This window comes from Achromobacter sp. 2789STDY5608621 (assembly GCF_001299375.1).
Classification (GTDB): Bacteria; Pseudomonadota; Gammaproteobacteria; order Burkholderiales; family Burkholderiaceae_B; genus Achromobacter; species Achromobacter insuavis.
The window spans coordinates 1-22303 of the sequence record NZ_CYTU01000075.1; the positions used below are offsets into that span (position 1 = coordinate 1).

24 protein-coding genes are annotated in these 22303 nt (G+C 69.7%); 16 read left to right on the forward strand and 8 right to left on the reverse strand.

Features of this window, described 5'->3' with window-relative positions; all coding sequences use genetic code 11:
• Nucleotides 1-101 precede the first annotated feature (101 nt).
• From AOZ53_RS31685 to AOZ53_RS31715, 7 genes are all read left to right on the forward strand, one after another.
• A complete protein-coding gene (locus tag AOZ53_RS31685) occupies nucleotides 102-866 on the forward strand; it encodes an ABC transporter ATP-binding protein (protein ID WP_054429389.1) in 765 nt (254 codons plus the stop codon).
• Nucleotides 867-870: 4 nt separating this feature from the next.
• Nucleotides 871-1578 (forward strand): ABC transporter ATP-binding protein, encoded by a 708-nt coding sequence (locus AOZ53_RS31690; protein ID WP_054429688.1) that lies wholly within the window; start codon nucleotides 871-873, stop codon nucleotides 1576-1578.
• A gap of 13 nt (nucleotides 1579-1591) precedes the next feature.
• Nucleotides 1592-2347, forward strand: coding sequence for an SDR family NAD(P)-dependent oxidoreductase (locus tag AOZ53_RS31695; RefSeq protein ID WP_054490889.1), 756 nt, complete (start codon nucleotides 1592-1594; stop codon nucleotides 2345-2347).
• Nucleotides 2348-2355: 8 nt separating this feature from the next.
• A complete protein-coding gene (locus tag AOZ53_RS31700; RefSeq protein WP_054474845.1) occupies nucleotides 2356-3096 on the forward strand; it encodes an SDR family NAD(P)-dependent oxidoreductase in 741 nt (246 codons plus the stop codon).
• 5 nt (nucleotides 3097-3101) lie between these two features.
• A complete protein-coding gene (locus tag AOZ53_RS31705; RefSeq protein ID WP_054490891.1) occupies nucleotides 3102-4808 on the forward strand; it encodes an FAD-dependent oxidoreductase in 1707 nt (568 codons plus the stop codon).
• Between the two features lie 25 nt (nucleotides 4809-4833).
• Nucleotides 4834-5439 carry a glutathione S-transferase gene (locus tag AOZ53_RS31710; RefSeq protein WP_054429385.1) on the forward strand — a complete coding sequence of 202 codons (606 nt, stop codon included), beginning with the start codon at nucleotides 4834-4836 and terminating at the stop codon, nucleotides 5437-5439.
• A 228-nt stretch (nucleotides 5440-5667) separates the two neighbouring features.
• Nucleotides 5668-6252 (forward strand): hypothetical protein, encoded by a 585-nt coding sequence (locus AOZ53_RS31715; RefSeq protein ID WP_054490893.1) that lies wholly within the window; start codon nucleotides 5668-5670, stop codon nucleotides 6250-6252.
• Nucleotides 6253-6310: 58 nt separating this feature from the next.
• Here the strand turns inward: AOZ53_RS31715 and AOZ53_RS31720 are convergent, their stop codons facing one another.
• Nucleotides 6311-7645, reverse strand: coding sequence for a DUF3100 domain-containing protein (locus AOZ53_RS31720; RefSeq protein ID WP_054429383.1), 1335 nt, complete (start codon nucleotides 7643-7645; stop codon nucleotides 6311-6313).
• 295 nt (nucleotides 7646-7940) lie between these two features.
• Between AOZ53_RS31720 and AOZ53_RS31725 the strand changes: the two genes are divergently transcribed.
• The 4 genes from AOZ53_RS31725 to AOZ53_RS31740 all read left to right on the forward strand — a co-directional run bounded on the left by AOZ53_RS31725 (nucleotide 7941) and on the right by AOZ53_RS31740 (nucleotide 11583).
• On the forward strand, nucleotides 7941-8864 hold the full coding sequence (locus tag AOZ53_RS31725) for a LysR family transcriptional regulator (protein ID WP_054429382.1): 924 nt from the start codon (nucleotides 7941-7943) through the stop codon (nucleotides 8862-8864).
• A gap of 86 nt (nucleotides 8865-8950) precedes the next feature.
• On the forward strand, nucleotides 8951-9142 hold the full coding sequence (locus AOZ53_RS31730) for a DUF2970 domain-containing protein (protein ID WP_006390012.1): 192 nt from the start codon (nucleotides 8951-8953) through the stop codon (nucleotides 9140-9142).
• Between the two features lie 166 nt (nucleotides 9143-9308).
• Nucleotides 9309-11045 carry a nitrite/sulfite reductase gene (locus AOZ53_RS31735; RefSeq protein ID WP_054429381.1) on the forward strand — a complete coding sequence of 579 codons (1737 nt, stop codon included), beginning with the start codon at nucleotides 9309-9311 and terminating at the stop codon, nucleotides 11043-11045.
• The gene (locus tag AOZ53_RS31740; protein ID WP_054429380.1) at nucleotides 11038-11583 is read left to right on the forward strand and encodes a DUF934 domain-containing protein; all 546 of its coding nucleotides are present in this window, start codon (nucleotides 11038-11040) and stop codon (nucleotides 11581-11583) included. Before AOZ53_RS31735 ends, AOZ53_RS31740 begins: the two co-directional genes overlap by 8 nt.
• Here AOZ53_RS31740 and AOZ53_RS31745 read toward each other — a convergent pair.
• Entirely contained in the window at nucleotides 11553-12329 is a 777-nt protein-coding gene (locus AOZ53_RS31745; RefSeq protein ID WP_054429379.1) for an IclR family transcriptional regulator, read from the reverse strand. The genes AOZ53_RS31740 and AOZ53_RS31745 overlap by 31 nt on opposite strands.
• Before the next feature lie 102 nt (nucleotides 12330-12431).
• Here AOZ53_RS31745 and AOZ53_RS31750 point away from each other — a divergent pair, with 102 nt between their 5' ends.
• The 4 genes from AOZ53_RS31750 to AOZ53_RS31765 are packed head-to-tail and all read left to right on the forward strand — an operon-like array spanning nucleotide 12432 to nucleotide 16535.
• Nucleotides 12432-13421 (forward strand): Bug family tripartite tricarboxylate transporter substrate binding protein, encoded by a 990-nt coding sequence (locus tag AOZ53_RS31750; protein ID WP_054474850.1) that lies wholly within the window; start codon nucleotides 12432-12434, stop codon nucleotides 13419-13421.
• A gap of 11 nt (nucleotides 13422-13432) precedes the next feature.
• Nucleotides 13433-14938, forward strand: a complete 1506-nt coding sequence (locus AOZ53_RS31755) for a class I adenylate-forming enzyme family protein (protein WP_054429377.1) — start codon at nucleotides 13433-13435, stop codon at nucleotides 14936-14938.
• The gene (locus AOZ53_RS31760; protein WP_054490894.1) at nucleotides 14935-15723 is read left to right on the forward strand and encodes a citryl-CoA lyase; all 789 of its coding nucleotides are present in this window, start codon (nucleotides 14935-14937) and stop codon (nucleotides 15721-15723) included. The genes AOZ53_RS31755 and AOZ53_RS31760 overlap by 4 nt, the downstream gene beginning before the upstream one ends.
• Nucleotides 15720-16535, forward strand: a complete 816-nt coding sequence (locus AOZ53_RS31765) for an SDR family NAD(P)-dependent oxidoreductase (protein WP_054490896.1) — start codon at nucleotides 15720-15722, stop codon at nucleotides 16533-16535. The genes AOZ53_RS31760 and AOZ53_RS31765 overlap by 4 nt, the downstream gene beginning before the upstream one ends.
• A gap of 18 nt (nucleotides 16536-16553) precedes the next feature.
• Here the strand turns inward: AOZ53_RS31765 and AOZ53_RS31770 are convergent, their stop codons facing one another.
• Nucleotides 16554-17093 (reverse strand): 1,2-dihydroxy-3-keto-5-methylthiopentene dioxygenase, encoded by a 540-nt coding sequence (locus tag AOZ53_RS31770; protein WP_054474853.1) that lies wholly within the window; start codon nucleotides 17091-17093, stop codon nucleotides 16554-16556.
• A 3-nt stretch (nucleotides 17094-17096) separates the two neighbouring features.
• Complete coding sequence (locus AOZ53_RS31775) at nucleotides 17097-17894, reverse strand: MetQ/NlpA family ABC transporter substrate-binding protein (RefSeq protein WP_054429373.1); 798 nt, start codon at nucleotides 17892-17894, stop codon at nucleotides 17097-17099.
• A 181-nt stretch (nucleotides 17895-18075) separates the two neighbouring features.
• Here AOZ53_RS31775 and AOZ53_RS31780 point away from each other — a divergent pair, with 181 nt between their 5' ends.
• Nucleotides 18076-19149, forward strand: a complete 1074-nt coding sequence (locus AOZ53_RS31780; RefSeq protein ID WP_054429372.1) for a DUF6817 domain-containing protein — start codon at nucleotides 18076-18078, stop codon at nucleotides 19147-19149.
• A gap of 121 nt (nucleotides 19150-19270) precedes the next feature.
• Here the strand turns inward: AOZ53_RS31780 and AOZ53_RS31785 are convergent, their stop codons facing one another.
• The 4 genes from AOZ53_RS31785 to prfA all read right to left on the reverse strand — a co-directional run bounded on the left by AOZ53_RS31785 (nucleotide 19271) and on the right by prfA (nucleotide 22254).
• Nucleotides 19271-19834, reverse strand: a complete 564-nt coding sequence (locus AOZ53_RS31785) for a UbiX family flavin prenyltransferase (protein WP_054429371.1) — start codon at nucleotides 19832-19834, stop codon at nucleotides 19271-19273.
• Between the two features lie 4 nt (nucleotides 19835-19838).
• Nucleotides 19839-20165, reverse strand: a complete 327-nt coding sequence (gene grxD / locus AOZ53_RS31790; RefSeq protein ID WP_006391696.1) for a Grx4 family monothiol glutaredoxin — start codon at nucleotides 20163-20165, stop codon at nucleotides 19839-19841.
• Between the two features lie 139 nt (nucleotides 20166-20304).
• Nucleotides 20305-21132, reverse strand: a complete 828-nt coding sequence (prmC, locus tag AOZ53_RS31795) for a peptide chain release factor N(5)-glutamine methyltransferase (protein ID WP_054490898.1) — start codon at nucleotides 21130-21132, stop codon at nucleotides 20305-20307.
• A 39-nt stretch (nucleotides 21133-21171) separates the two neighbouring features.
• The gene (prfA, locus tag AOZ53_RS31800; protein ID WP_054474855.1) at nucleotides 21172-22254 is read right to left on the reverse strand and encodes a peptide chain release factor 1; all 1083 of its coding nucleotides are present in this window, start codon (nucleotides 22252-22254) and stop codon (nucleotides 21172-21174) included.
• Nucleotides 22255-22303: the final 49 nt, after the last annotated feature.

A 22303-nucleotide genomic window follows, 5' to 3' on the forward strand; every position in this document is an offset into this window, starting at 1 on the left:
GGCCGCGAGGCGCGCCGCCGCGCGCCGCCGCCGGCCGCCCCGCTGCCCGCGCGCCGGGACGCCCATGGCGGCGCCGCCAAACCCTCGCAAAGGAGCGCGGCATGAGCGCCCAACCCTACCTCGACGTCCAGGGCCTGACGGTGAAGTTCGGCGGCCTCACCGCCATCAACGGCCTGTCGATGCAGGTCGAGCGCGGCCGCATCCACGCGCTGATCGGCCCCAACGGCGCCGGCAAGTCCACCACCTTCAACTGCGTCTCGCGCTACTACCGGCCGACGCAGGGGCGCATCGTCTTCGACGGCGTCGACATCACGAAGAAGAAGCCGCACGAGATGGCCGCGCTGGGCGTGGCCCGCACCTTCCAGAACCTGGAACTGTTCAGCGCCCTGACGGTGCGCGAGAACGCGCTGCTGGGCACCTATGCGCACGGCGCCAACACGGCCTCGCGCCTGCTGCGCCCGGCCAATGCCGAGGCGCGCGAACGCGTCGAGCACCTGCTGGAACGCGTCGGCCTGGCCGATTTCCTCGACACGCCCGCGTGCAGCCTGGACTTCGGCCGCCAGAAGATGCTGGAACTGGCGCGCGCGCTGGCCATCTCGCCCAAGCTGCTGTTGCTGGACGAGCCCGCCGCCGGCCTGCGCAACCGCGAGATCGAGACGCTCGACCACATCCTCACCGAACTGTGCGAACGCGACGGCATCACGGTGCTGCTGGTCGAGCACGTGATGCAGCTGGTGATGTCGATCTCCGATCGCATCACCGTCATGTCGTTCGGCGAGAAGATCGCCGAAGGCACGCCCGCGGAGGTGCGCAGCAACCCCCGCGTCATCGAAGCCTATCTGGGCAAGGGAGCCGCCGGTGGCTGAGAACCTGCTTGAAGTCGAATCGGTCAGCGCCGCCTACGGCAATATCCGCGCCCTGCAGGACGTGTCGCTGAAGGTGCCGCAAGGCGCCATCGTCGCGTTGCTGGGCGCCAACGGCGCCGGCAAGTCCACCACGCTCAACGTGATCTCGCGGCTGGTGACGCCCACCGCGGGCAGCGTGCGCTTTGCCGGCGAACCGATACACCGCCAGCCGGCCGACGCCATCGTCGGCCGCGGCATCGTGCAGGTGCCGGAAGGCCGCGAGATCTTCCGCGAGATGAGCGTGCGCGAAAACCTGGAAATGGGCGCCTACCTGCGCCAGGACCGCCTGGCGGTCAAGGCCGACCTGGACATGGTCTGCGACACCTTCCCGCGGCTGCGCGAGCGCTTCGAGCAGAAGGCCGCCACGCTGTCGGGCGGCGAACAGCAGATGCTGGCCACCGGCCGCGCCATGATGGCCCGCCCGCGCATGATCCTGCTGGACGAGCCGTCCATGGGCCTGTCGCCGCTGGTGGTGGAACAGATCTTCGACATCGTGCTGCGCCTGAACCGCGAGCAGGGCATCACCATCCTGCTGGTGGAACAGAACGTGAAGCTGGCGCTGTCGGTGTCCAGCTATGCCTACATCCTGGAAAACGGCGAGATCGCGCTGGAAGGCGAATCGGCCGCGCTGGCCAGCGACGAAGGCGTGCAGCGCGCCTACCTGGGCGGCTAGGAGCCAACACACCATGACCCTGATGATGCAAGACAAGCGAGTCCTCGTCACCGGCGCCGGACGCGGCCTGGGCGCCACCATCGCGCAGGGCTTCGCCCGCGAAGGCGCCACCGTGATCGTGGCCGACCTCGATCCCGCCCTGGCCCGCGCCAGCGCCCAGGCCATCGCGGCCGCGGGCGGCCGCGCCATCGATGCCGCGCTGGACGTGACCGATGCCGCCGCGGTGCGCGCCTTCGCCGACGAGTGCGAGGCGCGCCATGGCGCCATCGACGTGCTGGTCAACAACGCCGGCATCTCGGCGCGGGCGTCGTTCGACGATCCGCAGACGCCGCAGATCTGGGAGCGCGTGATGAACGTGAACCTGCAAGGCACCTTCAACGTCACCCACGCCTTCGTCGAACAGCTCAAGGCCAGCCGCGGCGCCATCGTCAACCTGTGCTCGATCGTGGCCTACGGCTGCGGCATCTCGACCGCCGGCTACGTGGTCTCCAAGGGCGGCGTGCGCTCCTTCACCGAAGTGCTGGCGCGCGACCTGGCGCCGCACGGCGTGCGAGTCAACGCCGTCGCCCCCGGCCTGATGGAAACCGAGATGACCGCCGGCCAGCGCGCCCAGGCCCACGGCACCGACTGGTACATGCGGCGCGCGCCCATGGCGCGGGCCGGACGCGCCGACGAGATCGTCGGCCCCGTGCTGTTCCTGGCCTCGGCCATGGCCAGCTACGTCAATGGCGTGGTGCTGCCGGTGGACGGCGGCTACCTGGCCGTATAGGAATCGATATGGAACCCCTCAATTCTCGTGGCACCGCGCTGGTGACCGGCGGCGCCAGCGGCATGGGCCTGGCGATCGTCGAACGGCTGGCGCGCGACGGCTTTCGGGTCGTCATGGCCGACCGCAACGCGGCCCTGGCCGGCCAGGAAACCCAGGCGCTGCGCGCGCAGGGCCTGGACGTGGACTACCGCGTGGTCGACCTGGCCGACGAACACGCCACCCGCGCCCTGGTGCGCGAACTGGCGCCGCTGGCGGCGCTGGTCAACAACGCCGGCCTGTTCGACGAGCGCAAGTTCTTCGACGTCTCCAGCGACGACTACCGCCGCATGTTCGACGTCAACCTGCTGGCCGTCGCCACCCTGACGCAGGAAGCCGCGCGCGACATGGCCGCCGGCGGCAAGATCGTCAACATCGCCTCGCGCGCCTACCTGGGCGCGCGCAACCATCCGCACTACGTGGCCTCGAAGGCCGCGCTGGTGGGCTACACCCGCGCCTCGGCCATGGAGCTGGCGCCGCGCGGCATCCTGGTCAACGCCATCGCCCCCGGGCTGATCGACACGCCGCTGCTGCGCAACCTGAGCGCCGAGCGCCTGGCGGCCCAGCTGGCATTGCAGCCCACGGGCCGCGCCGGCCAGCCGCAAGACGTGGCCAACGCGGTGTCGTTCCTGGCCTCGCCGCAAATGGACTTCATCACCGGCCAGGTGATTTTCGTGGACGGCGGCAAGTCGCTGGGCGGGTCGGGAGCATAGGCAGCATGGACAGCATCAAGTGGGACAAGGAAGTCGACGCGCTCGTGGTCGGCTCGGGCGCGGGCGGCATGAGCGCCGCGCTGACCGCCAGCGTGGCGGGCCTGGACGTATTGCTCATCGAGAAGACCGACCGCATCGGCGGCTCGACCGCCATTTCCGGCGGCGCGCTATGGATACCGCTGAACGCGCAGACCGAGGCCGCCGGCCATCCGGACAGCTTCGACAAGGTCTGGACCTATCTGCAGGAAACCGTCGGCGCCGCGGCCTCCGACGAGATGAAGCGCGCCTATCTCGACGCCGGCCCGCGCATGATGGATGACCTGGTCGCGCGCGGCTTCCTGCAGGTGGCCGCGCGCACCGCCTCGCCCGACTACTACCCCGACCTGCCCGGCGCCGCCATGGGCGGCCGCTCGCTCGATCCGGTGGAATTCGACGGCCGCAAGCTGGGCCGCCACTTCAAGACGCTGCGCGATCCGTTGAAGGAGTTCACGGTGCTGGGCGGCATGATGGTCAGCATCACGGACGTGCGCCACCTGCTGCGCGCCACCGGCGCGTTCGCCTCGTGGCGCCACGCCATGAAGCTGGTGCTGCGCTATGGCGCGGACCGCCTGCGCGGCTACCACCGCGGCACCCGCCTGCTGCTGGGCAACGCGCTGGCCGCGCAACTGTTCCACGCCATGCTGGCGCGCAAGGTGCCGTACTGGCTCAACACGCCGGCGCTGGCGCTGCTGCGCGACGCCGACGGCGCGGTGCTGGGCGCCACCGTCGAACACGAGGGCCGGCGCATCAACATCCGCGCCCGCCGTGGCGTGGTCATGGCCACGGGCGGCTTTCCGTGGGATTCGACGCGCCGCCGCCAGACCTATCCCCACCCCACCGACGACTGGTCGATGTCGCCGCGCGACAATACCGGCGACGGCATCCGCCTGGCCGAGGACGCCGGCGCGGCGCTGGGCCAGGGCCATTCCAGCCCCGCCTTCTGGGCCCCGGTCTCGATCCTGGAACAACCCGGCGGCAAACGGCTGCACTATCCGCACCTGGTGTGGGACCGCGCCAAGCCGGGCCTGATCGCCGTCAACGGCGCCGGCCGCCGCTTCGTCAACGAATCGACCTCGTACCACGCCTTCGTGCAGGCCATGTACCGCAGCCACGAACAGGCGCCGACCATGCCCGCCTTCCTGCTGTGCGATCAGCGCTTCATCGACACCTGGGGCCTGGGCCTGGCGCTGCCCGGCGGCCGCCCGCGCCAGCACCTGATCGACGCCGGCTACCTGCTGCAGGCGCCGACGCTGGAAGCGCTGGCGCAAAAGCTGGGCGTGCCGCCGGACGCGCTGCACGCCACCGTGGCGCGCTACAACGAACACGCGGCGCAGGGCCTGGACCCCGACTTCGGCAAGGGCGGCACCGCCTACAACCGCTACCTGGGCGACCCCGAACACCAACCCAATCCCTGCCTGGCCCCGCTCGGCGCCGGCCCCTACTACGCGGTCAAGGTCTATGCCGGCGACATCGGCACCGCCTGCGGCATCGCGGCCAACGGCAATGCGCAGGCCGTGGATGCCAGCGGCCAGGCCATCCCCGGCCTCTACGTGGCCGGCAACGACATGCACTCGGTCATGGGCGGCGCCTATCCCGCGCCCGGCATCACGCTGGGGCCCGCGCTGACTTTCGGCTGGGTCGCTGGACAACACCTGGCCCGTGGCCAACACTGACGCTCCCCCACCGACAAGGACACCCATGAAGATCTACTTCTCGCCCGCCTCGCCCTTCGTGCGCAAATGCATGGTCATCGCCCACGAGCTGGGGCTGGCCGACCGCATCGAAAAGCTGCCCAGCGCCGCCGGCCCCGTGGCCCGCGACCAGAACATCATCCCCGACAACCCGCTGGGCCAGGTGCCGACCCTGATCACCGACGACGGCCAGCGCCTGTTCGACAGCCGCGTCATCTGCGAATACCTCAACGACCTGGGCCGGGGCGCGCTGTTCCCGGCCGGCGCCGCGCGCTGGGCCGCGCTGGCCGAGCAATCGCTGGGCGACGGCATGCTGGGCGCGGCGCTGCTGGCGCGCTACGAGACCGTGCTGCGTCCCGAGCCGCTGCGCTGGGACGGCTGGTACGAAGGCCAGATGGGCAAGGTGCGCGACGGCCTGGCGCTGCTCGAAAAGACCGCCGCCCGCCTGGAAGGCCGCCTGGACATCGGCACCATCACCGTCGGCTGCGCCCTGGGCTACCTGGACTTCCGCTATCCCGATTTCGACTGGCGCGCCGGCCACCCCGCCGTCGCCGCGTGGTTCAAGGCGTTCAACCAGCGCCCGTCGATGCAGGCGACGCTGCCGCACGCCTGACCCGCTCCGGTTTGGGTGGCCGCCAGGCCTGGAGAACCCGCCGGGCTCCAGGCGCAACGGCCGCCCGGTACGGCGCGCCCTCTTGGGCCCGCCGCTCGCCCCTGGCGCTTGCCAGGGGCTTTTTTTTCTTACAGATCGACATACCGCTGCGCCGACGGCCGTCTATATTGAACTTCCAAGGTCCCCGCCGGACCAATTGGTAGACCCCACAGAACAGGGAGCCCACGCATGAACGTGACCGCCGTCTCCCCCATCGCCCGCGTCGCCCCGCCGTATGCCGCGCGCATCCCGCTGCTGGACGACACCCGCCCCGTCTGGGAAGCCGAATGGGCCGCCCGCAACGCCGCCACGCGCCAGGCGCAACGCAGCGCGCAGGCGCAGGCCGCCTGGCAGGCCCAGCGCATCGCCCGCACTGCGCCCGCGCCGCGCACCGACGACGCCGATGCCAGCCGCGCCGTCACAAACACGCCATCCACGGCGGTTGCCGCCGCGGCCGCCGCGCCCGCCGCCGTCAACGTCGACCAGTTGCGCGACCTGTACGCCGACGCGCGCCTGCGCCGCGCCATCGACGAATTCTCGGCGCGCCCCGACCCGGTGGCGCTGCGCGCCGACACCGCCAACGACCTCGGCACCATCGAGGGCCTGACGCCGCTGCAGCCCTACCGCGTGGCCATGGGCAATCCGCAGGTGCAGGAACTGCAGACCGCCGTGGCCATGAAGGCCGCCGGTCTCGGCATCCCCAAGGTCGAGAACATCGGCCCGACCGAGAACGTCACCGACAACGCGCGCTACCGGCCCAACGCCCGCACCTGAGCGTAAAAAAAAGCCGCCCACAGGGCGGCTTTTTCACTTGCCGGACGGCGGCGCCCGATCAGTGGAAGAACTCGGCGATCATCGTCGCGCCCAGGAAGGTGCCGGCGTTGGCCGCCAGCGACACCACCACGATCTTCCAGCCGAGCTTGCGGAAGGCCGGCAGGTCCTTCAGGATCGACAGGCCGGCCATGGCCAGGATCACCGTCGTGAACGGCAGGAAGTTGACCTTGTTGACCGCGGCGATGATCTGGTCCGAATACGGCACCGCGCCGGGGCAGCCCACGGTCATCGCGATCAGCGACAGCACCGCCACGGCGGGCAGCTTGGGCACCACGCGCAGCAGCAGGTCGGCGATCACGACCAGCAGGATGATGATCAGCATGCCGGGCAGCGCGTCCAGGATCGGCACCTTGTAGCCGAACTGGTTGCCGACCAGCGCGAACAGGCCGCACACGGCGTAGGCCGTGAGGCGGTCGCCGAAGCCCATTTTCACGGCATGCGACGGCGCCTCGGTGGCGGCCGGGGTGTCGGCGGCGGTTTCGGCCTTGGCGCGCGAGAAGCGGCCCAGCACCGGCTCCAGCTTGCCGTACAGGAAGATGGTCGTCGGCAGCGAAATGAACAGCGTGAAGTAGACGCCCACCACCGTGGTCAGCAGGTTGGCGGCGGCGGCCAGCGCGGCCACCTGGTGCGCCACTTCCGGCGTCTGCTGCGAGGCGATGGCGCCCACGCCCGCGGCCATCATGCTGCCCGAGCCCACGCCGGCGCCCATGGCGAGCGAACGCGGATCGAAGATGTTCAGGCTGGTGATGAAGCCGGCCATCAGCGCCACGAACAGCGCGCCGATCACGGTGCCGGTGATGTACTCGGCCATCACGCCGCGGCCTTCGGGCGAATTCATGCCGTAGCGCTCGCCGATGATCGCCAGGCTGGGCTCGCGGCCCACCGAGAACGTCGCGCCGATGGCTTCGCGCTTGATGCCCAGCAGCAGCGCCAGCGGCAGGCCGATGGCCATGGTGCCGAAGAAGTGGCCGAACTCCTGGAACACCAGGGCCCAGCCGGCCTCGCGCACTTGCGGCAGCGAGCCGCCGACCATCAGGCCCAGCTTGGCCAGGAACGGCAGCAGCGCGTACTGCAGGTAGCCGCTGATGCGGGTCTGCATGGCGGTGTCGATGCCGACGCCAGACGGCAGGCGCTGGCCGACGGCGGCCACCACCGCGCCGATGAAGATGGCCCAGAGCATGGGCTGCAGAACGATCTTGCCCGGACCCACCGCGAAGGTGGCGCTGCCGATCGCTTCGGACACGAGCACCACCAGCAAGATGGCGACAAGCATGCGGATGCGGCTGGATAGCGGCATGGCGGGCATGGCCAGGCTGGCGCCGGCATGAGACATCGGATTCCCCTGAGTACGTGAGTAGGTATTGGAGCGGCCCGATCGGCACATCCACGGCGGTCGCCCCCGGGCTGGAGGGCCGGTACGGGGCGGCTCGCGGGGCGAGCGGGCGGCAGCGGCGATTTTCGCCCGGGGGCCGGCGCGCCAACCATGACACCGCCAGGGCTAATGTGTTGCGTAAAATGCAACGGATGCCCCTAGACAGGGAATTTTTTGCAAGAACCAGCAATATATCAGGGTAAACCCTCAATATGTTGCAGGCCGAACCGATGCCTTTGCGCCACGGAGCACCGCCATGGACGAAAAACTCGACGCCCGCCGCACCCATTACTTCATGCAGGTCATGAGCCGGGGTTCGGTGCGCGGCGCCGCCGAAGTGCTGAACATGGACCCGTCCGCCGTCAGCCGCGCCATCGCGGCGCTGGAGCGCGACTGCGGCATGGCCCTGTTCGAGCGGCGCGGCCGCGGCGTGGTGCCGACCGACGCCGGCCACATCCTGGCGCGCTACGTGAAGCGCCAGCAGAACATCCAGGAAAGCTTCTTCTCGGAAATCGACAGTCTGCGCAAGGCGGAGCGCGGCCACATCGACCTGGTGCTGGGCGAAGGCTTCGTCGAGCTGATGTTCGACCGGGTGCTGCCCGGCTACTGGCGCAGCCATCCCGAGGTGACGCTGGACATCGACGTGGCCCGCACCTCCGAGATCGTGCAGCGCATCGTCGACGACCTGGCCTATATCGGGCTGGTGTTCCAGCCGCCCAACGACGCCCGGCTGCGCACGCACTACTCGCGGCCCGAGCCGATCCGGGCCATCGTGCGCCAGGAACATCCGCTGACGCGCCTGCAACGGCCGCTGCTGCTGACCGACCTGGTCGAGTACCCCGGCGCCTCGATGCAGGAAGGCTTCGGCGTGCGCCAGCACATCCAGGCCGCCGAGATCAGCGAACAGGTGCGGCTGCGCAACGTGCTGACCACCTCGTCGTTCAAGGCGTTGTGGCAGTTCGCCGCCACCGGCATCGGCTACGCCCTGACGCCGCCCATCGCGGTCACCGCCGACATGGCCGCGATGCGCCTGGCCAGCCTGCCGCTGGCCAACCCCATCCTCAACCAGGGCAGCCTGCACGTGCTCAGCCGCGCCGGCCGCCACATCTCGCCGGCCGCGCGCGAACTGCTGGACCACATCGTGCGCGGCATCGGCACGCCCGCCGCCGGCGCCATCTGATACGGTCGCCTGGGGCGAATCTGCATCTGCCCCGCCCGCGCCGGGGCGGCTACAGTGGGCGCATCCCCTTTCAGGAGACCATCCCGATGCTCAGCTTCCTGCGCACGGTCAAATCCGTCCTGTGGGGCTTTTTCGGCGTGCGCCGCGGCCGCGGCTACGACGCCGACATCGCCCACAACAAACCCGCCCCGCTGATCCTCACCGGCCTGTTGATGGCGGCCTGCCTGGTCGTGATCCTGGTGCTGGTGGCGCGCTGGGCGGTCAACGCCGCGCTGTAGGCCCCACCGTTGGGGAATCCCCCCGGCGTGGAGGGCATACGCTTATTACCAGAATGACTTAGACGCTCGAAGCGGCTGCCTGTTACGGTTATGAATCCCCCAGTCCCCGCCCACGGCGGGCCACGCTTGCGGGGACCAGACCGAGAAGACCTCAAGGGCAGTAGACATGTACGTGTATGACCCCGTCGACCAGCAGCTTGTCGAAGAGCGTGTGGCGCAGTTCGCCGACCAGACGCGCCGCTTCCTCGACGGCCAGCTCACCGAAGATGATTTCCGCGTCCTGCGCCTGCAGAACGGCCTGTATATCCAGCGCCACGCGCCGATGCTGCGGGTGGCCATCCCCTACGGCATCCTGGCCTCGCGCCAGCTGCGCACCCTGGCGCACATCGCGCGCAAGTGGGACCGCGGCTACGGCCACTTCAGCACGCGCCAGAACATCCAGTTCAACTGGCCCAAGCTGGAAGACGTGCCGGACATCCTGGCCGAACTGGCCACGGTGCAGATGCACGCCATCCAGACCAGCGGCAACTGTATCCGCAACACCACCACCGACCACTTCGCCGGCGTCGCGCCGGACGAGCTGATCGACCCGCTGGTGTGGTGCGAGATCATCCGCCAGTGGTCCACGCTGCATCCCGAATTCGCGTTCCTGCCGCGCAAGTTCAAGATCGCCGTCAGCGGCGCCGTGCAGGACCGCGCGGCGGTCGGCGTGCACGACATCGGCCTGCAGGCGGTCGAGCGCGATGGCAAGCTCGGTTTCCGCGTCTGGGTCGGCGGCGGCATGGGCCGCACGCCGATCGTCGGCAAGCTGATCAACCCCTTCGTCGAATGGCAGGATCTGCTGACCTACATGCAGGCCGCGCTGCGGGTCTACAACCTGCATGGCCGCCGCGACAACAAGTACAAGGCGCGCATCAAGATCCTGGTGAAGGACCTGACGCCGGAAGTCTATGCGCAGCAGGTGGACGAACAGTGGCAGCTGATCAAGGGCGGCCCCGACACCATCACGCAGGAATTCGTCGACACCATCGCCGCGCGCTTCATCTGGCCGCAATACGACGCGGCCGCGGCCAACGACACCGACAACACCGCGGCGCTGGCCGCCGCCGATCCGCGCTTCGCGCGCTGGGTCCGCACCAACGTGCACGCCCACAAGACGCCGGGCTACGCCGCCGTCACCGTCTCGCTCAAGGCCACCGGCGTGCCGCCGGGCGACATCACCGCCGACCAGATGGACGCGGTGGCCGCGCTGGCCGATGAATACGGCTTCGGCGAACTGCGCGTGTCGCACGAGCAGAACCTGATCCTGGCCGATGTGCGCCGCGCCCGCCTGCACGAACTGTGGGGCAAGCTGGAGGCGCTGAACCTGGCCACGCCCAACGTCGGCCTGCTGACCAACATCATCGCCTGTCCGGGCGGGGATTTCTGCGCGCTCGCCAACGCCGTGTCGATCCCCGTGGCCGAGGCCATCCAGCGCCAGTTCGACAACCTCGACTACCTGTTCGAGATCGGCGAACTGGACCTGAACATCTCCGGCTGCATCAACTCCTGCGGCCACCACCACGTCGGCCACATCGGCATCCTGGGCGTCGATAAGGCCGGCGAAGAGTGGTACCAGGTCACCATCGGCGGCCGCCAGAACGGCGCCGCCAAGCCGCTGCCCGACATCGAATCGACGAAGGGCGGCGGCGCCGCCATCGGCCGCATCATCGGCCCGTCGTTCGCCCGCGACCAGGTGCCGGGCGTGGTCGACCGCCTGATCCAGACCTACCTGGGGCTGCGCGACAGCGAAGAAGAACGCTTCATCGACGTGGTGGACCGGGTCGGCATCGATCCCTTCAAGCAGGACGTCTATTCGGACCCCGCCTTTGCCAAGCCCGCGCAGGAGGCCGCCCATGTCTGAGCTCTATGCCCACGACGCGCCCGGCCCGCACCTGATCCGCAACGGCCGGCTGGAAGCCGACAGCGCCCGCCCCTTCGTGCCCGACCCCGAGGTGGCGGCCGACGGCCAGGTGCCGACCGACGAGCCCGGCTGGATCGTGCCGCTGGCCACCTGGAAAGCCTCGCACGCCACGCTGCGCCGCCATCGCCATCCGGTCGCGGTCCTGCTGGGGCCGGACGCCGACCTGCGCGACCTGCTGGAAGCCGACGGCACGCTCGACCCGGCGGGCATCGCCTTCATCGCGGTGGACTTCCCCGTCTACACCGATGGCCGCGGCTACTCGCTGGCACAACTGCTGCGCACCCGCTATCAGTGGACCGGCGAGCTGCGGGCGGTGGGCGACGTGATGATCGACACCATCCACTACCAGGCGCGCGTCGGCTTCGACAGCTTCCTGGTCAAGCCGGGCCATGACCCGCGCAAGGCGCTGGATGCGTTCAAGACCTTCACGGTGCATTACCAGAAGACCTACCGCGCGCCGGCGCCGGCCCAGGCCTGACGCCCCAGCTGGGCGCGGATCAATTCCGCAATCGCGCGCTGGCGCGGCGCCTGCATGCGGTCGATCAGGCTCGACACGCTGACCGCCAGCCGCGGATAGCCGCTGGCGTCGCACAGCGCCACCCCCACGCCCAGCACGCCCGGCACGGCGGCATTGCCCACCACCGCCCAACCGCGGTCGCGGGCGTTCTCGGCCAGCCGCCGCATCTGCGCCACCGTCATGCCGCCATAGGCGCGCAGGGCCTGTTCATTCTGCGCGATCACCTCGTCGGCCTCGGCCGGCGGCAGGGCGCCCAGCAGCGCCAGGCCAGCCGCGCCCACGCCCAGCGGCTGGCGATGGCCGATCGTCACCGCCAGCACCTGCACCGGGTAGTTGCCGACCTCGCGATGCAGGCATAGCGAATCGCCGCCGGCACGGCAGATCAGGAACGCCGAATCGCCGCTGACATCGCTGATCTGCCGCAGCACCGGCCGCAGGCCGCGCACCGCTTCGGCGTGCGGATCGCCGGCCATCATCACGCCCAGCTCCGCCACGCGCCAGTGCGGCGCATCCGGCTCGCGCAGCGCGTAACCCTCCTGCGCCAGCACGTCCAGATAGCGGTACACGGTGGAGCGCTGCATGCCGGCGGCGCGCGCGATGTCGGTCACGTGCATGCCGGCGGCCCCCGCCTGGCGCAACACGCCCAGCACCCGCAGCCCGCGCCGCAGCACCCGCGGCCCGCCGTCATCGCTTTCCGTCTTGTTCATTTTCTGGACACCTTGCGTTGCTGAGGCGCTTATCAAAGCCCAATATGAAATCGGGCAGGCAAAGATCTGTCCAGATATTAGACAAACGAGACGGAGACAACCATGCAGACATTCAGCAGGCGGCTGGCCGCCAGCGCCGCGGCCCTGGCGGGCGCCCTGGCATTCGCGACCGCCAGCCAGGCCGCCAAGCCCTATCCCGAACGCCCGGTGACCCTGGTGGTCGGCTATGCCGCCGGCGGCGCCACCGACATCGTCGCGCGCCTGGTGGCCAAGGCCCTGAACGAGGAACTGGGCCAGACCATCGTGGTGGAGAACAAGACCGGCGCCAACAGCAACATCGGCGCCGAAATCGTCTCGCGCGCCGCGCCCGACGGCTACACGCTGTACGTCGGCTCGATCGCCAACACCATCAACCGCACGCTCTACAGCAAGCTCAACTACGACTTCATCAAGGACTTCAAGCCGATCGGCCTACTGGCGACCATTCCCAACATCCTGGTGGTCAACCCCAAGCTGCCGGTCAAGACCGTGCCCGAATACCTGGCCTACGCCAAGGCCCATCCCGGCAAGCTGACCTGCGCCTCGTCGGGCAGCGGCTCGTCGATCCACCTGTCGTGCGAGCTGTTCAAGATGCAGACCGGCACCGACATCCTGCACGTGCCCTATCGCGGCAGCGGCCCGGCGGTGGCCGACCTGCTGGGCGGCCAGGTCGACTCGATGTTCGACAACCTGCCCTCGTCGCTGCCGCACGTGCAGGCCGGCAAGCTGCGCGCCATCGGCGTCACCTCGCCGCAGCGCCTGCCGGCCGTGCCCGACGTGCCGACGCTGGCCGAGTCCGGCCTGCCCGGCTTCGACGTCGAATCGTGGTTCGGCCTGATGGCGCCCGCCGGCACCCCGCCAGCGGTCATCGAGCGCCTGAACCAGGCCATGAACAAGGCGCTGGCCAATCCGGCGCTGCTGGCCTCGTTCCAGCAATCGGGCTTCTACGCGCCGCAGCCGCCCAACACGCCCGAGACCTTCGGCAAGAAGATCGTCAGCGAAATCGACAAATGGAGCGCCGTGGTCAAGCGCGCCGACATCAAAGCCAACTGAGGAGCACCAGGGTGTACCCGATCGATTTCTTTTTCCGCGCCGCCGAGCAATACCCGGAGCGCGTGGCGCTGGACGCGCCCGAGGGCCAGGTGACGTACGAGCAGCTGGCCGCGCAGGTGCGCGCGCTGGCGGCCGCTCTGCAGGACCTGGACCCGGCGCCGCAGACCCGCGTCGCCCTCTGCGCCGGCAACACCGGTCGCCACATCCTGGCGCTGCTGGCGGTGCTGGCCAGCGGCAAGGTCTGGGTGCCGCTCAACACCCGCAGCACGGCGCGCGAGATCGGGCGCATCCTGGATGCCACCGAACCGTCCATCGTCATGGTGGACGGCGCCGGCGACGCGCTGGTCGCGGCGGGCGCGCCGCACCGCGTGAGCCTGTCGGCGGACGCCGCTGGCCTGGATGTCGACACCCTGCTGCAACGCGGCGTCGGGCGCGAACCGCTGCGCCACGCGCTGCCGCGCGACGCCACCCAGGCAATCAAATTCACCGGCGGCACCACCGGCCTGCCCAAGGGCGTGATGCAGCCCTATCACGCCTGGAACGCCGCCATCATCAACCAGATCCACAGCTGGGGCCTGACGCACGAGGACCGCTACGTGGTCGCCGCGCCCGTCACGCACGGCACCGGCACCTACCTCTTGCCGGTGCTGGCGCGCGGCGGCGCCCACGTGCTGCTCGACAGCGCCACGCCGGCCTCGATCACCACCGCCTTCCGCGAACGCGGCGGCACCCTCAGCTTCATGCCGCCGACGCTGATCTACATGATCATGGCGCAGCCGGGCGTGTCGCGCGCCGACTTTCCGGCGCTGCGCAACCTGATCTACGGCGGCGCGCCGATGCCGCCCGAGAAGATCGAACGCGCCCGCGCCTTCTTCGGCCCGGTGCTGGGCACCACCTACGGCCAGACCGAGGCGCCGCAGATCGTCACGGTGCTGCGCCCCGCCGACCTCGAATCGCCCGACAACCGCGCCTCGGTCGGCCGCGTCACCTGGCTGTCGGACGTCGCCATCATGGACCCGGCCGGCGCGCTGCTGCCGCGCGGCGAGATCGGCGAAGTGGTGGTGCGCGGCGACCTGGTGATGTCGGGCTACTGGCGCCTGCCCGAGAAGACCGCCGAGACCATCGTCGATGGCTGGCTGCACACCGGCGACACCGGCCTGATCGACGCGCGCGGCTACCTGTTCCTGAAGGACCGGCTGCGCGACGTCATCATCACCGGCGGCTTCAACATCTATCCCGTCGACGTCGAGAACGCGCTGTCGGCCCACCCCGCCGTATACGAATGCTCGGTGTTCGGCCTGCCCGACGACAAGTGGGGCGAAGCCGTCCACGCCGCGGTGCAGCTGCATCCCGGCGCGCCCGCCGATGCCGATGCGCTCAAGGCGCACGTGCGCGGCCTGCTCGGCCCGGTCGCCACGCCCAAGCAGATCCACATCCATGACAGCCTGCCGCGCTCGCCCGTCGGCAAGGTGCTCAAGAACGCCGTGCGCGACGCGGCCCTCAAGGAGTCTTCATGAACACGCCCGAAACCCGCCTGTGCGCCCATCACCTCACCGGCATGTCGTACCGCGACGTCGACCTGGTGGAAGACCTGATCGGCAAGAAGACCTTCACCGAAGTCATGATCATGCAGATCCTGGGCCGCGAGGCGCGGCCGGTGGACATGCGCATCGTCGACGCGGTGCTGGTGACCCTGATGGAGCACGGCCTCACGCCCAGCGCCATCGCCACCCGCCTGATCTACATGAGCGCGCCCGAGAACCTGCAGGGCGCGGTGGCATCCGGCCTGATGGCGGTCGGCAGCCAGTTCGTCGGCACCATGGAGAACTGCTCGCGCCTGCTGGACCGCATCCGCCAGGCCGCCGACGGCCGCGCCGAGGCGCTGGCGATCGCGCGCGAATTCCGCGCCAGCCGCCAGCCGCTGCCGGGCTTCGGCCATCACCTGCACAAGCCCGACGACCCGCGTTCGATCAAGTTGCTGGCGCTGGCCGAAGCCGAGCCGGACCTGTCCGGCGATTCGCTCAAGGCGCTGCGGCTGCTGGCGGCGGCGATCGACGAGACCTACGGCAAGCACATCACCATCAACGCCACCGGCGCGGTCGCCGCGCTGCTCAGCGAGATCGGCGTGCCCACCGCGCTGATGCGCGGCTTTGCGGTCATCTCGCGCGCCGCCGGCCTGGTGTCGCACGTGGCCGAGGAGCAGCAGAGCCCGTCCGGCCGCTACATCTGGGAAACCATCGACCACGCCATTCCCTACGTCGGCAAGGGCAAGTCGCACCAGCGCGACGGAGAGTCGTCGTGATCCCGCCCGCGCCCGGCGCGCGGCTGGCGGGCAAGGTCGCGCTGGTGGCCGGGGCGGGTTCGTCGGCCGCCGGCTGGAGCATCGGCAAGGCCAGCTGCGTGACCCTGGCGCGCCAGGGCGCGGCCATCATCGCGCTGGACGCCGACCGGGCGGCGGCCGAGGACGCGGCGCATGAAGTCGAACGCGCCGGCGGCCAGGCGCTGCCCCTGCAGGCCGACGTGGCCGACGCGGACGCCATGCGGGCCGCCGTGGACGCGGCGCTCGGCCACTACGGCCGCATCGACGTGCTGCAGGCCAATGCCGGCATCGGCAAGGTCGGCGGCCCGGAAGACATCGACCTGGCCGACTGGGACCGCATCCAGCGCGTCAACGTCACCAGCCTGCTGATCGCCACGCGCCTGCTGGCGCCCGTGATGCGCGCGCAGGGCGGCGGCGCCATCGTCACCGTGTCGTCGATCGCCGGCATCCGCTACACCGGTTATCCCCACCTGGCCTACAGCGTCAGCAAGGCCGCGGTGATCCATTTCGCGCGCATGGCGGCGCAGCAGTATGCGGCCGACGGCATCCGCGTCAACACGGTGATTCCGGGCCTGATCGATACGCCGCGCGTCGCGAAGAACGTGGCCGGCATGTTCGCCAAGGACGATCTGGAAGCCGCGCGCGCGGCGCGCGACCGGCAGGTGCCGATGGGCCGCATGGGCACGCCGTGGGAAGTGGCGAACGCGGTGGCGTTCCTGGCGTCGGATGAAGCGTCGTACATCACCGGCACGGAATTGCTGGTGGACGGGGGCCTGACGGGCAAATACGCGTGAGGCGAAACGCCCTCGCCTTCAGGGCAATACCGGAAAGCGCGCGGCGATGTCATCGCCCGTGAACTGCGCCACCCAGCCGGCCGGGTCATTGAACAGCCGGATACAGGTGAAGGCGGGCGCCGAGCCCATGTCGAACCAGTGCGGCACGCCGGCCGGCACCGAAATCAGGTCGTCCTGCTCGCACAGCACCGCGTAGACGCGGCCGGCGGCATGCAGCGTGAACAAGCCGCTGCCGGCGACGAAGAAGCGCACCTCGTCATCGGCGTGCGTGTGCTCGGCCAGGAACTTGCGGCGCAGCGCCTCGCGGTCCGGATGCGCCGGATCCAGGCTGACCACATCGACGCTGCGATAGCCGCGCTCGGCCACCAGCCGCTCGATCTCGGGACGATACGCCGCCAGCACCTCGGCCTGCGGCGCGCCGGGCGCCACCGGCGCCTGCGCCCGCCAGCGCTCGAAGGTCACGCCGATGGCGGCCAGCTCGCGCCGGATCTCGCCGGCGTCATCCAGCCGCCGGCCGGCGGCCGGGTCGTCCTGCGGATAGATCGTCAGCGTCGACATGGCTTACCAGGAGGTGGTGTACGCGCCGGGGAATTTCTGCGCCACGAAGGCCTTCACCTCGTCGGACTGGTAGGCCTTGATGAAGCGCGCGATGCGCGGATCGTTCTTGTTGTCCTCGCGCGCGGCGATGACCACGGCGGCGAACGGCGCATCCTTGCTTTCCAGCGCCAGCGCGTCCTTGGCGGGCGACAGGCCGGCCGGGATGGCGTAGGCCGAGTTCACGGCGGCGGCATCGACGTCGGCCAGCGAGTGCGGCAGCTGCGCGGCCTCGATCTCGACGAACTTGAGCTTCTTCGGGTTGTCGACCACGTCGAACAGCGAGGCCGTCACGGTCACGCCGTCCTTGAGCTTGATGAGCTTGGCGGCCTGCAGCACCAGCAGCGCGCGGGCGCCGTTGGTCGGATCGTTGGGGATCGCCACCTTGGCGCCCGGCTGCAGGTCGTCCAGCGACTTCACGCGCTTGGAATAGATGCCCATCTGCTGCACCACGGCCGTGGCCACCGGCACCAGCTTGTAGCCGCGCGCCTTGTTCTGCGATTCCAGGAAGGGCTTGTGCTGGTAGATGTTCAGGTCCAGCTCCTTGGCGTCCAGCGCGGCGTTGGGCTGGATGAAGTCGCTGAACTCGACCAGCTTGACCTTCAGGCCCTGCCTGGCCGCGACCTGCTGCACCACTTCGCCGATCTGGGCGTGCGGGCCGACGGTCACGCCGACTTTCAGTTCGGCGTCCTGCGCCATCGCCGGCGCGGCGGCGGCAAATCCGATGAGGGTGGCAACGGCGGCCAGGGTGTGGCGTAGACGCATGGGAATCTCGGCAATCGAACAGGGAAGGGAAGCCCCGGATTCTAGTGAGCGCCCTTCAAAACCGGAAGCGATGAATTTTCATATTGATATGCGCATTTCCGTATAAGGCCCGCCGCCATGACAAGCGCGGCCGCGCGCGACACAATAGCGGCTGGATTCCCAACCCCTTGCCGTCATTGCCATGTCCACCCCCAACGAACTGCATCCGCACGCGCGCGCCCTGCTGGCCGACCACTATGCCGCCGTCGATGCCGACCTGCCCGTCCTGCTCGACCTGCTGTTTGCCCGCAGCGCCGGCGAAGACTGGCACAAGGCCGGCACCTTCAAGCATCACCTGCTGGGCGTCTACCGCACTCTGACGCTGTGGAACCAGCCGCGCGAGGTGCGGCTGCTGGGCCTGTTCCACAGCGTGTATGGCAATGAGTACGTCGACCTGACGCTGTTCGACCGCGAGCGCGAACGCAACACGCTGCGCGAGGTGCTGGGCGCCGAGGCCGAGGAATGGGTCAGCCTGTTCTGCGCCATGCCGCGCACCCGCTTCGTGCAGGCCATCCTGCAAGGCCAGGGCCAGGGCCCCGAGGGCCTGACGCTGGAAGGCGCCGACGGCCAGGTCTTCACCTTCACGCCGCGCCAGGTCGCCGCCTTCATCGTGGTATCGGCCGCCGACATCGGCGAACAATGGCACAGCTGGCAGGACGAGATCTTCGCCGGCTATCCGCAGCAGCAGCGCCGCGACCTCAAATCGCACTGGGCCGCCTCGCTGTGGCCCGGCCCGCTGAAGCCGCCGTCGAACATCCTGTCGATGCTGTCGCACCTGCTGGCGCCGCTGTCGGCGCTGCCGGCCGATACCGGCATCCCGCTGCCGCCCGCCTTCGACCATTGCCGCGCCACGCTCAGCCCGCGCGACGAGGCCGCCGCCAGCGCGCTGTACTGGCAGGTCGTCACCCGCATGCATCCGCAGACCGAAATGGACACGGCGCGCCACATGCTGGAAGCCGCGGTGGCGCACAACCCGTGGGTCGCCGAGCCGCGCCTGCTGCTGGCGCAACTGGCGCTGACGGCGGGCGACTTCGAGGCCGCCGAAGGCCATGCCGCCGCCGGCCTGGCCGCGCTGCAGGCCTGGGGCACCGCGTGGGACAAGCGCATCGAGTGGGCCGGCTGGATGGCCTGGGCCCGCATCGAACTGCAGAACGCCCGCGCGCGCCGCTGGCCGGAAAACCTGGCCGCGCTCAACGGGCTGGGTCTGGTGGAATGACCGCCGCGCGGCGTGCGGCGGGCTGATCGCCCGCCACAACGCGCGCTGAAACGAAAACGCCCCGGAGATCAACCGATCTCCGGGGCGTTCACCATTCACGGCCCGTGGGCCGCGACGGCGCTTATTTCATGCCTTCCCAGTGCGGACCGGGCACATGGATGTCGAACAGCTCCAGCACGCGGGCCACGGTGTGATCCACCATTTCCTCGATGCTGGCCGGGCGATGGTAGAACGCCGGCAACGGCGGGAACACGATGCCGCCCATCTCGGTGACGGCGGTCATGTTGCGCAGGTGCGCCAGGTTGAACGGCGTTTCGCGCACCATCATCACCAGGCGGCGACGCTCCTTGAGCGTGACGTCGGCCGCGCGCGTGATGAGGTTGTCGGACAGGCCGTGGGCCACGGCCGCCAGCGTGCGCATCGAGCACGGCACGATGACCATGCCGGCGGTCTGGAACGCGCCGCTGGCCAGCGTGGCGCCGACATCGCGCACGCTGTGCACGTGGTCGGCCAGCGCGTAGACATCATGGCGGCTGACATCGAGTTCGTGCTTGATGTTCAGCACGCCCGAGGCCGACACCACCAGGTGCGTCTCGACATCGTCCACGCCGCGCAGCGCCTGCAGCATGCGCACCGCGTAGAGGGCGCCGGTGGCGCCCGTGATGCCGATGACCAGTCGCCGCACGGAATCAGGCCGTGGCGCCGGATTGCTCCAGCAGGGTCTTCAGTTCGCCCGATTCGTTCATCTCGTTCATGATGTCCGAACCGCCGATGAACTCGCCGGCCACGTACAGCTGCGGAATCGTCGGCCAGTTCGAGAATTCCTTGATGCCCTGGCGGACTTCGTCGTCCTCCAGCACATTCACGGTGACCAGCTTCTTGACGCCACAGCCCTTGAGGATCTGGATGGCCTTGCCGGAAAAGCCGCATTGCGGGAACTGGGCGGTGCCCTTCATGAACAGCACGACGGGGTGCTGGGTCACGGTTTCGCGGATGAATTCTTGAACGTCGCTCATGGTGGTCTCTTGGACAGGAGGCATAACGGAATACGCCAATTATAGGTACAGGCGGGATTTCGTCCCGGATTCCCCGGGGCGGCCCCCGGGAATCGGCCGGTTGCGGCGCGGCAGCCGGTTACAAATCGCCGGCCCGGCGTCAGCCCCGCCCGGGCCAGCGTCCGCCGGAAATGCGTTCGATGCCGGCCAGGTCGCGCCGGCTGTGGACGTCGGCGAAGCCCGCGGCGGCCAGCAGGCCGCGCACCGCCTCGGCCTGGTCCCAGCCGTGCTCCATCCACAATGCCGCGCCCGGCTTCAGGTGGCGATGGGCGCCGGCCACGATGCGGCGCAGGTCTTCCAGGCCGTCGGCGCCATCGGTCAGCGCGCCGCGCGGCTCGAAGCGCACGTCGCCCTGTCCCAGGTGCGGATCGTCGCTGGCGACATACGGCGGATTGGACACGATCAGGTCGAAGCCCTCGCCGGCGGGCACCGCGTCGTACCAGCTGCCTTCGACGAAGCGCACCGAGGCGGTCAGCTCCCAGGCATTGCCCGCGGCCACGGCCAGCGCGGCGGCGCTCACGTCGCTCGCCATCACGCGGGCATCGCGGCGCGCCAGGGCGATCGAGATGGCGATGGCGCCGCTGCCCGTGCCCAGGTCCAGCACGGCGGGCGCGGACTGCCCGGCCACGCATTCCAGCGCGGTTTCCACCAGCACCTCGGTGTCCGGGCGCGGGATCAGCACGTCGGGCGTCACGCGGAACGCGTGCCCCATGAATTCTCGCTGCCCCAGCAGATAGGCCATCGGCTCGCCGGTCAGGCGGCGCTGCGCCAGCGCCTCGTAGGCCGCGGCCACGTCCGGCGCCAGCGGGTCGGTGTCATGCGCCAGCAGCCAGGCGCGCGGCTTGGCCAGCACGTGCTCGAGCAGCATGCGCACTTCGAGCCGGGGCAGGCGCGTGTCCAGCAGCAGGCTCTTGATCTGGGCGGTCATCGGCGTGGCAATCTCAACGGCGTGGGCGGGGCGGCGGCCTCAGATATCGTCGCCCAGCGCCGCCAACTGCTCGGCCTGGTGCTCGGCGATCAGGGCGCCGGTCAGCTCTTCCAGATCGCCTTCCATGATCTGCTGCAGCTTGTACAGCGTCAGGTTGATGCGATGGTCGGTGACGCGGCCCTGCGGGAAGTTATAGGTGCGGATGCGCTCGGAGCGGTCGCCGGAGCCGATCAGGCTCTTGCGTTCGGCCGCTTCCTTGCTCTGGCGCTCGCGGACTTCCCGGTCCTTCAGGCGCGCGGCCAGCACCTGCATGGCCTTGTCCTTGTTGCGGTGCTGCGAACGGTCGTCCTGGCACTCCACCACCAGCCCGGTCGGCAAGTGCGTGATGCGCACGGCCGAGTCGGTCTTGTTGATGTGCTGGCCGCCGGCGCCGCTGGCGCGGAACGTGTCGATGCGCAGGTCGCTCGGGTTGATGACGATCTCCGACATGGCATCGGCTTCGGCCATGATGGCCACCGTGCAGGCCGAGGTATGGATGCGGCCCTGCGCCTCGGTGGCGGGCACGCGCTGCACGCGGTGCGCGCCGGATTCGAATTTCAGGCGGCCATAGGCGCCGTCGCCCTCGATGCGCGCGATCACTTCCTTGTAGCCGCCCAGCTCCGACGCGCTTTCCGACATCAGCTCGACGCGCCAGCCGCGCTGTTCGGCGTAGCGCGTGTACATGCGCAGCAGGTCGCCCGAGAACAGCGCGCTTTCGTCGCCGCCGGTGCCGGCGCGGATTTCCAGGAACACGCTGCGGCCGTCATTGGGGTCGCGCGGCAGCAGCAGCAATTGCAGCGCCGCTTCCAGCGATTCCAGCTTGACGCGGCCGCTCTTGATCTCGTCCTCGGCCATCGCCTTCAGCTCGGGATCGGACAGCATCTCCTGCGCGGTCGCCAGGTCTTCCTCGCCGCGCACGAAAGCGGTGAACGCCTCGACCACCGGCTCCAGCTCGGAACGCTCGCGCGAGAGCTTGCGGAAGCGGTCCATGTCGGCCGCGGTTTCCGGTTCGGCGAGCAGCGCGTCCACCTCGATCAGGCGGTGACACAGATGCTCCAGCCGGCTGCGCATGGAAGATTTCATGATGGGGATTCAGCAAAGGAAAACGGGAATGGCGGGGGGCCGGGGCGGG

Bases quoted from the DNA above. Each gene is read 5' to 3' on its own strand.
- AOZ53_RS31735 (WP_054429381.1), top strand. From the start codon at position 9,309: ATGTACGTGTATGACCCCGTCGACCAGCAGCTTGTCGAAGAGCGTGTG.
- AOZ53_RS31725 (WP_054429382.1), top strand. From the start codon at position 7,941: ATGGACGAAAAACTCGACGCCCGCCGCACCCATTACTTCATGCAGGTC.
- AOZ53_RS31715 (WP_054490893.1), top strand. From the start codon at position 5,668: ATGAACGTGACCGCCGTCTCCCCCATCGCCCGCGTCGCCCCGCCGTAT.
- AOZ53_RS31720 (WP_054429383.1), bottom strand. From the start codon at position 7,645: ATGTCTCATGCCGGCGCCAGCCTGGCCATGCCCGCCATGCCGCTATCC.
- AOZ53_RS31780 (WP_054429372.1), top strand. From the start codon at position 18,076: ATGTCCACCCCCAACGAACTGCATCCGCACGCGCGCGCCCTGCTGGCC.
- AOZ53_RS31775 (WP_054429373.1), bottom strand. From the start codon at position 17,894: ATGCGTCTACGCCACACCCTGGCCGCCGTTGCCACCCTCATCGGATTT.
- AOZ53_RS31745 (WP_054429379.1), bottom strand. From the start codon at position 12,329: ATGAACAAGACGGAAAGCGATGACGGCGGGCCGCGGGTGCTGCGGCGC.
- AOZ53_RS31710 (WP_054429385.1), top strand. From the start codon at position 4,834: ATGAAGATCTACTTCTCGCCCGCCTCGCCCTTCGTGCGCAAATGCATG.
- AOZ53_RS31750 (WP_054474850.1), top strand. From the start codon at position 12,432: ATGCAGACATTCAGCAGGCGGCTGGCCGCCAGCGCCGCGGCCCTGGCG.
- AOZ53_RS31695 (WP_054490889.1), top strand. From the start codon at position 1,592: ATGACCCTGATGATGCAAGACAAGCGAGTCCTCGTCACCGGCGCCGGA.
- prfA (WP_054474855.1), bottom strand. From the start codon at position 22,254: ATGAAATCTTCCATGCGCAGCCGGCTGGAGCATCTGTGTCACCGCCTG.
- AOZ53_RS31685 (WP_054429389.1), top strand. From the start codon at position 102: ATGAGCGCCCAACCCTACCTCGACGTCCAGGGCCTGACGGTGAAGTTC.
- AOZ53_RS31760 (WP_054490894.1), top strand. From the start codon at position 14,935: ATGAACACGCCCGAAACCCGCCTGTGCGCCCATCACCTCACCGGCATG.
- grxD (WP_006391696.1), bottom strand. From the start codon at position 20,165: ATGAGCGACGTTCAAGAATTCATCCGCGAAACCGTGACCCAGCACCCC.
- AOZ53_RS31770 (WP_054474853.1), bottom strand. From the start codon at position 17,093: ATGTCGACGCTGACGATCTATCCGCAGGACGACCCGGCCGCCGGCCGG.
- AOZ53_RS31700 (WP_054474845.1), top strand. From the start codon at position 2,356: ATGGAACCCCTCAATTCTCGTGGCACCGCGCTGGTGACCGGCGGCGCC.
- AOZ53_RS31705 (WP_054490891.1), top strand. From the start codon at position 3,102: ATGGACAGCATCAAGTGGGACAAGGAAGTCGACGCGCTCGTGGTCGGC.
- prmC (WP_054490898.1), bottom strand. From the start codon at position 21,132: ATGACCGCCCAGATCAAGAGCCTGCTGCTGGACACGCGCCTGCCCCGG.
- AOZ53_RS31740 (WP_054429380.1), top strand. From the start codon at position 11,038: ATGTCTGAGCTCTATGCCCACGACGCGCCCGGCCCGCACCTGATCCGC.
- AOZ53_RS31730 (WP_006390012.1), top strand. From the start codon at position 8,951: ATGCTCAGCTTCCTGCGCACGGTCAAATCCGTCCTGTGGGGCTTTTTC.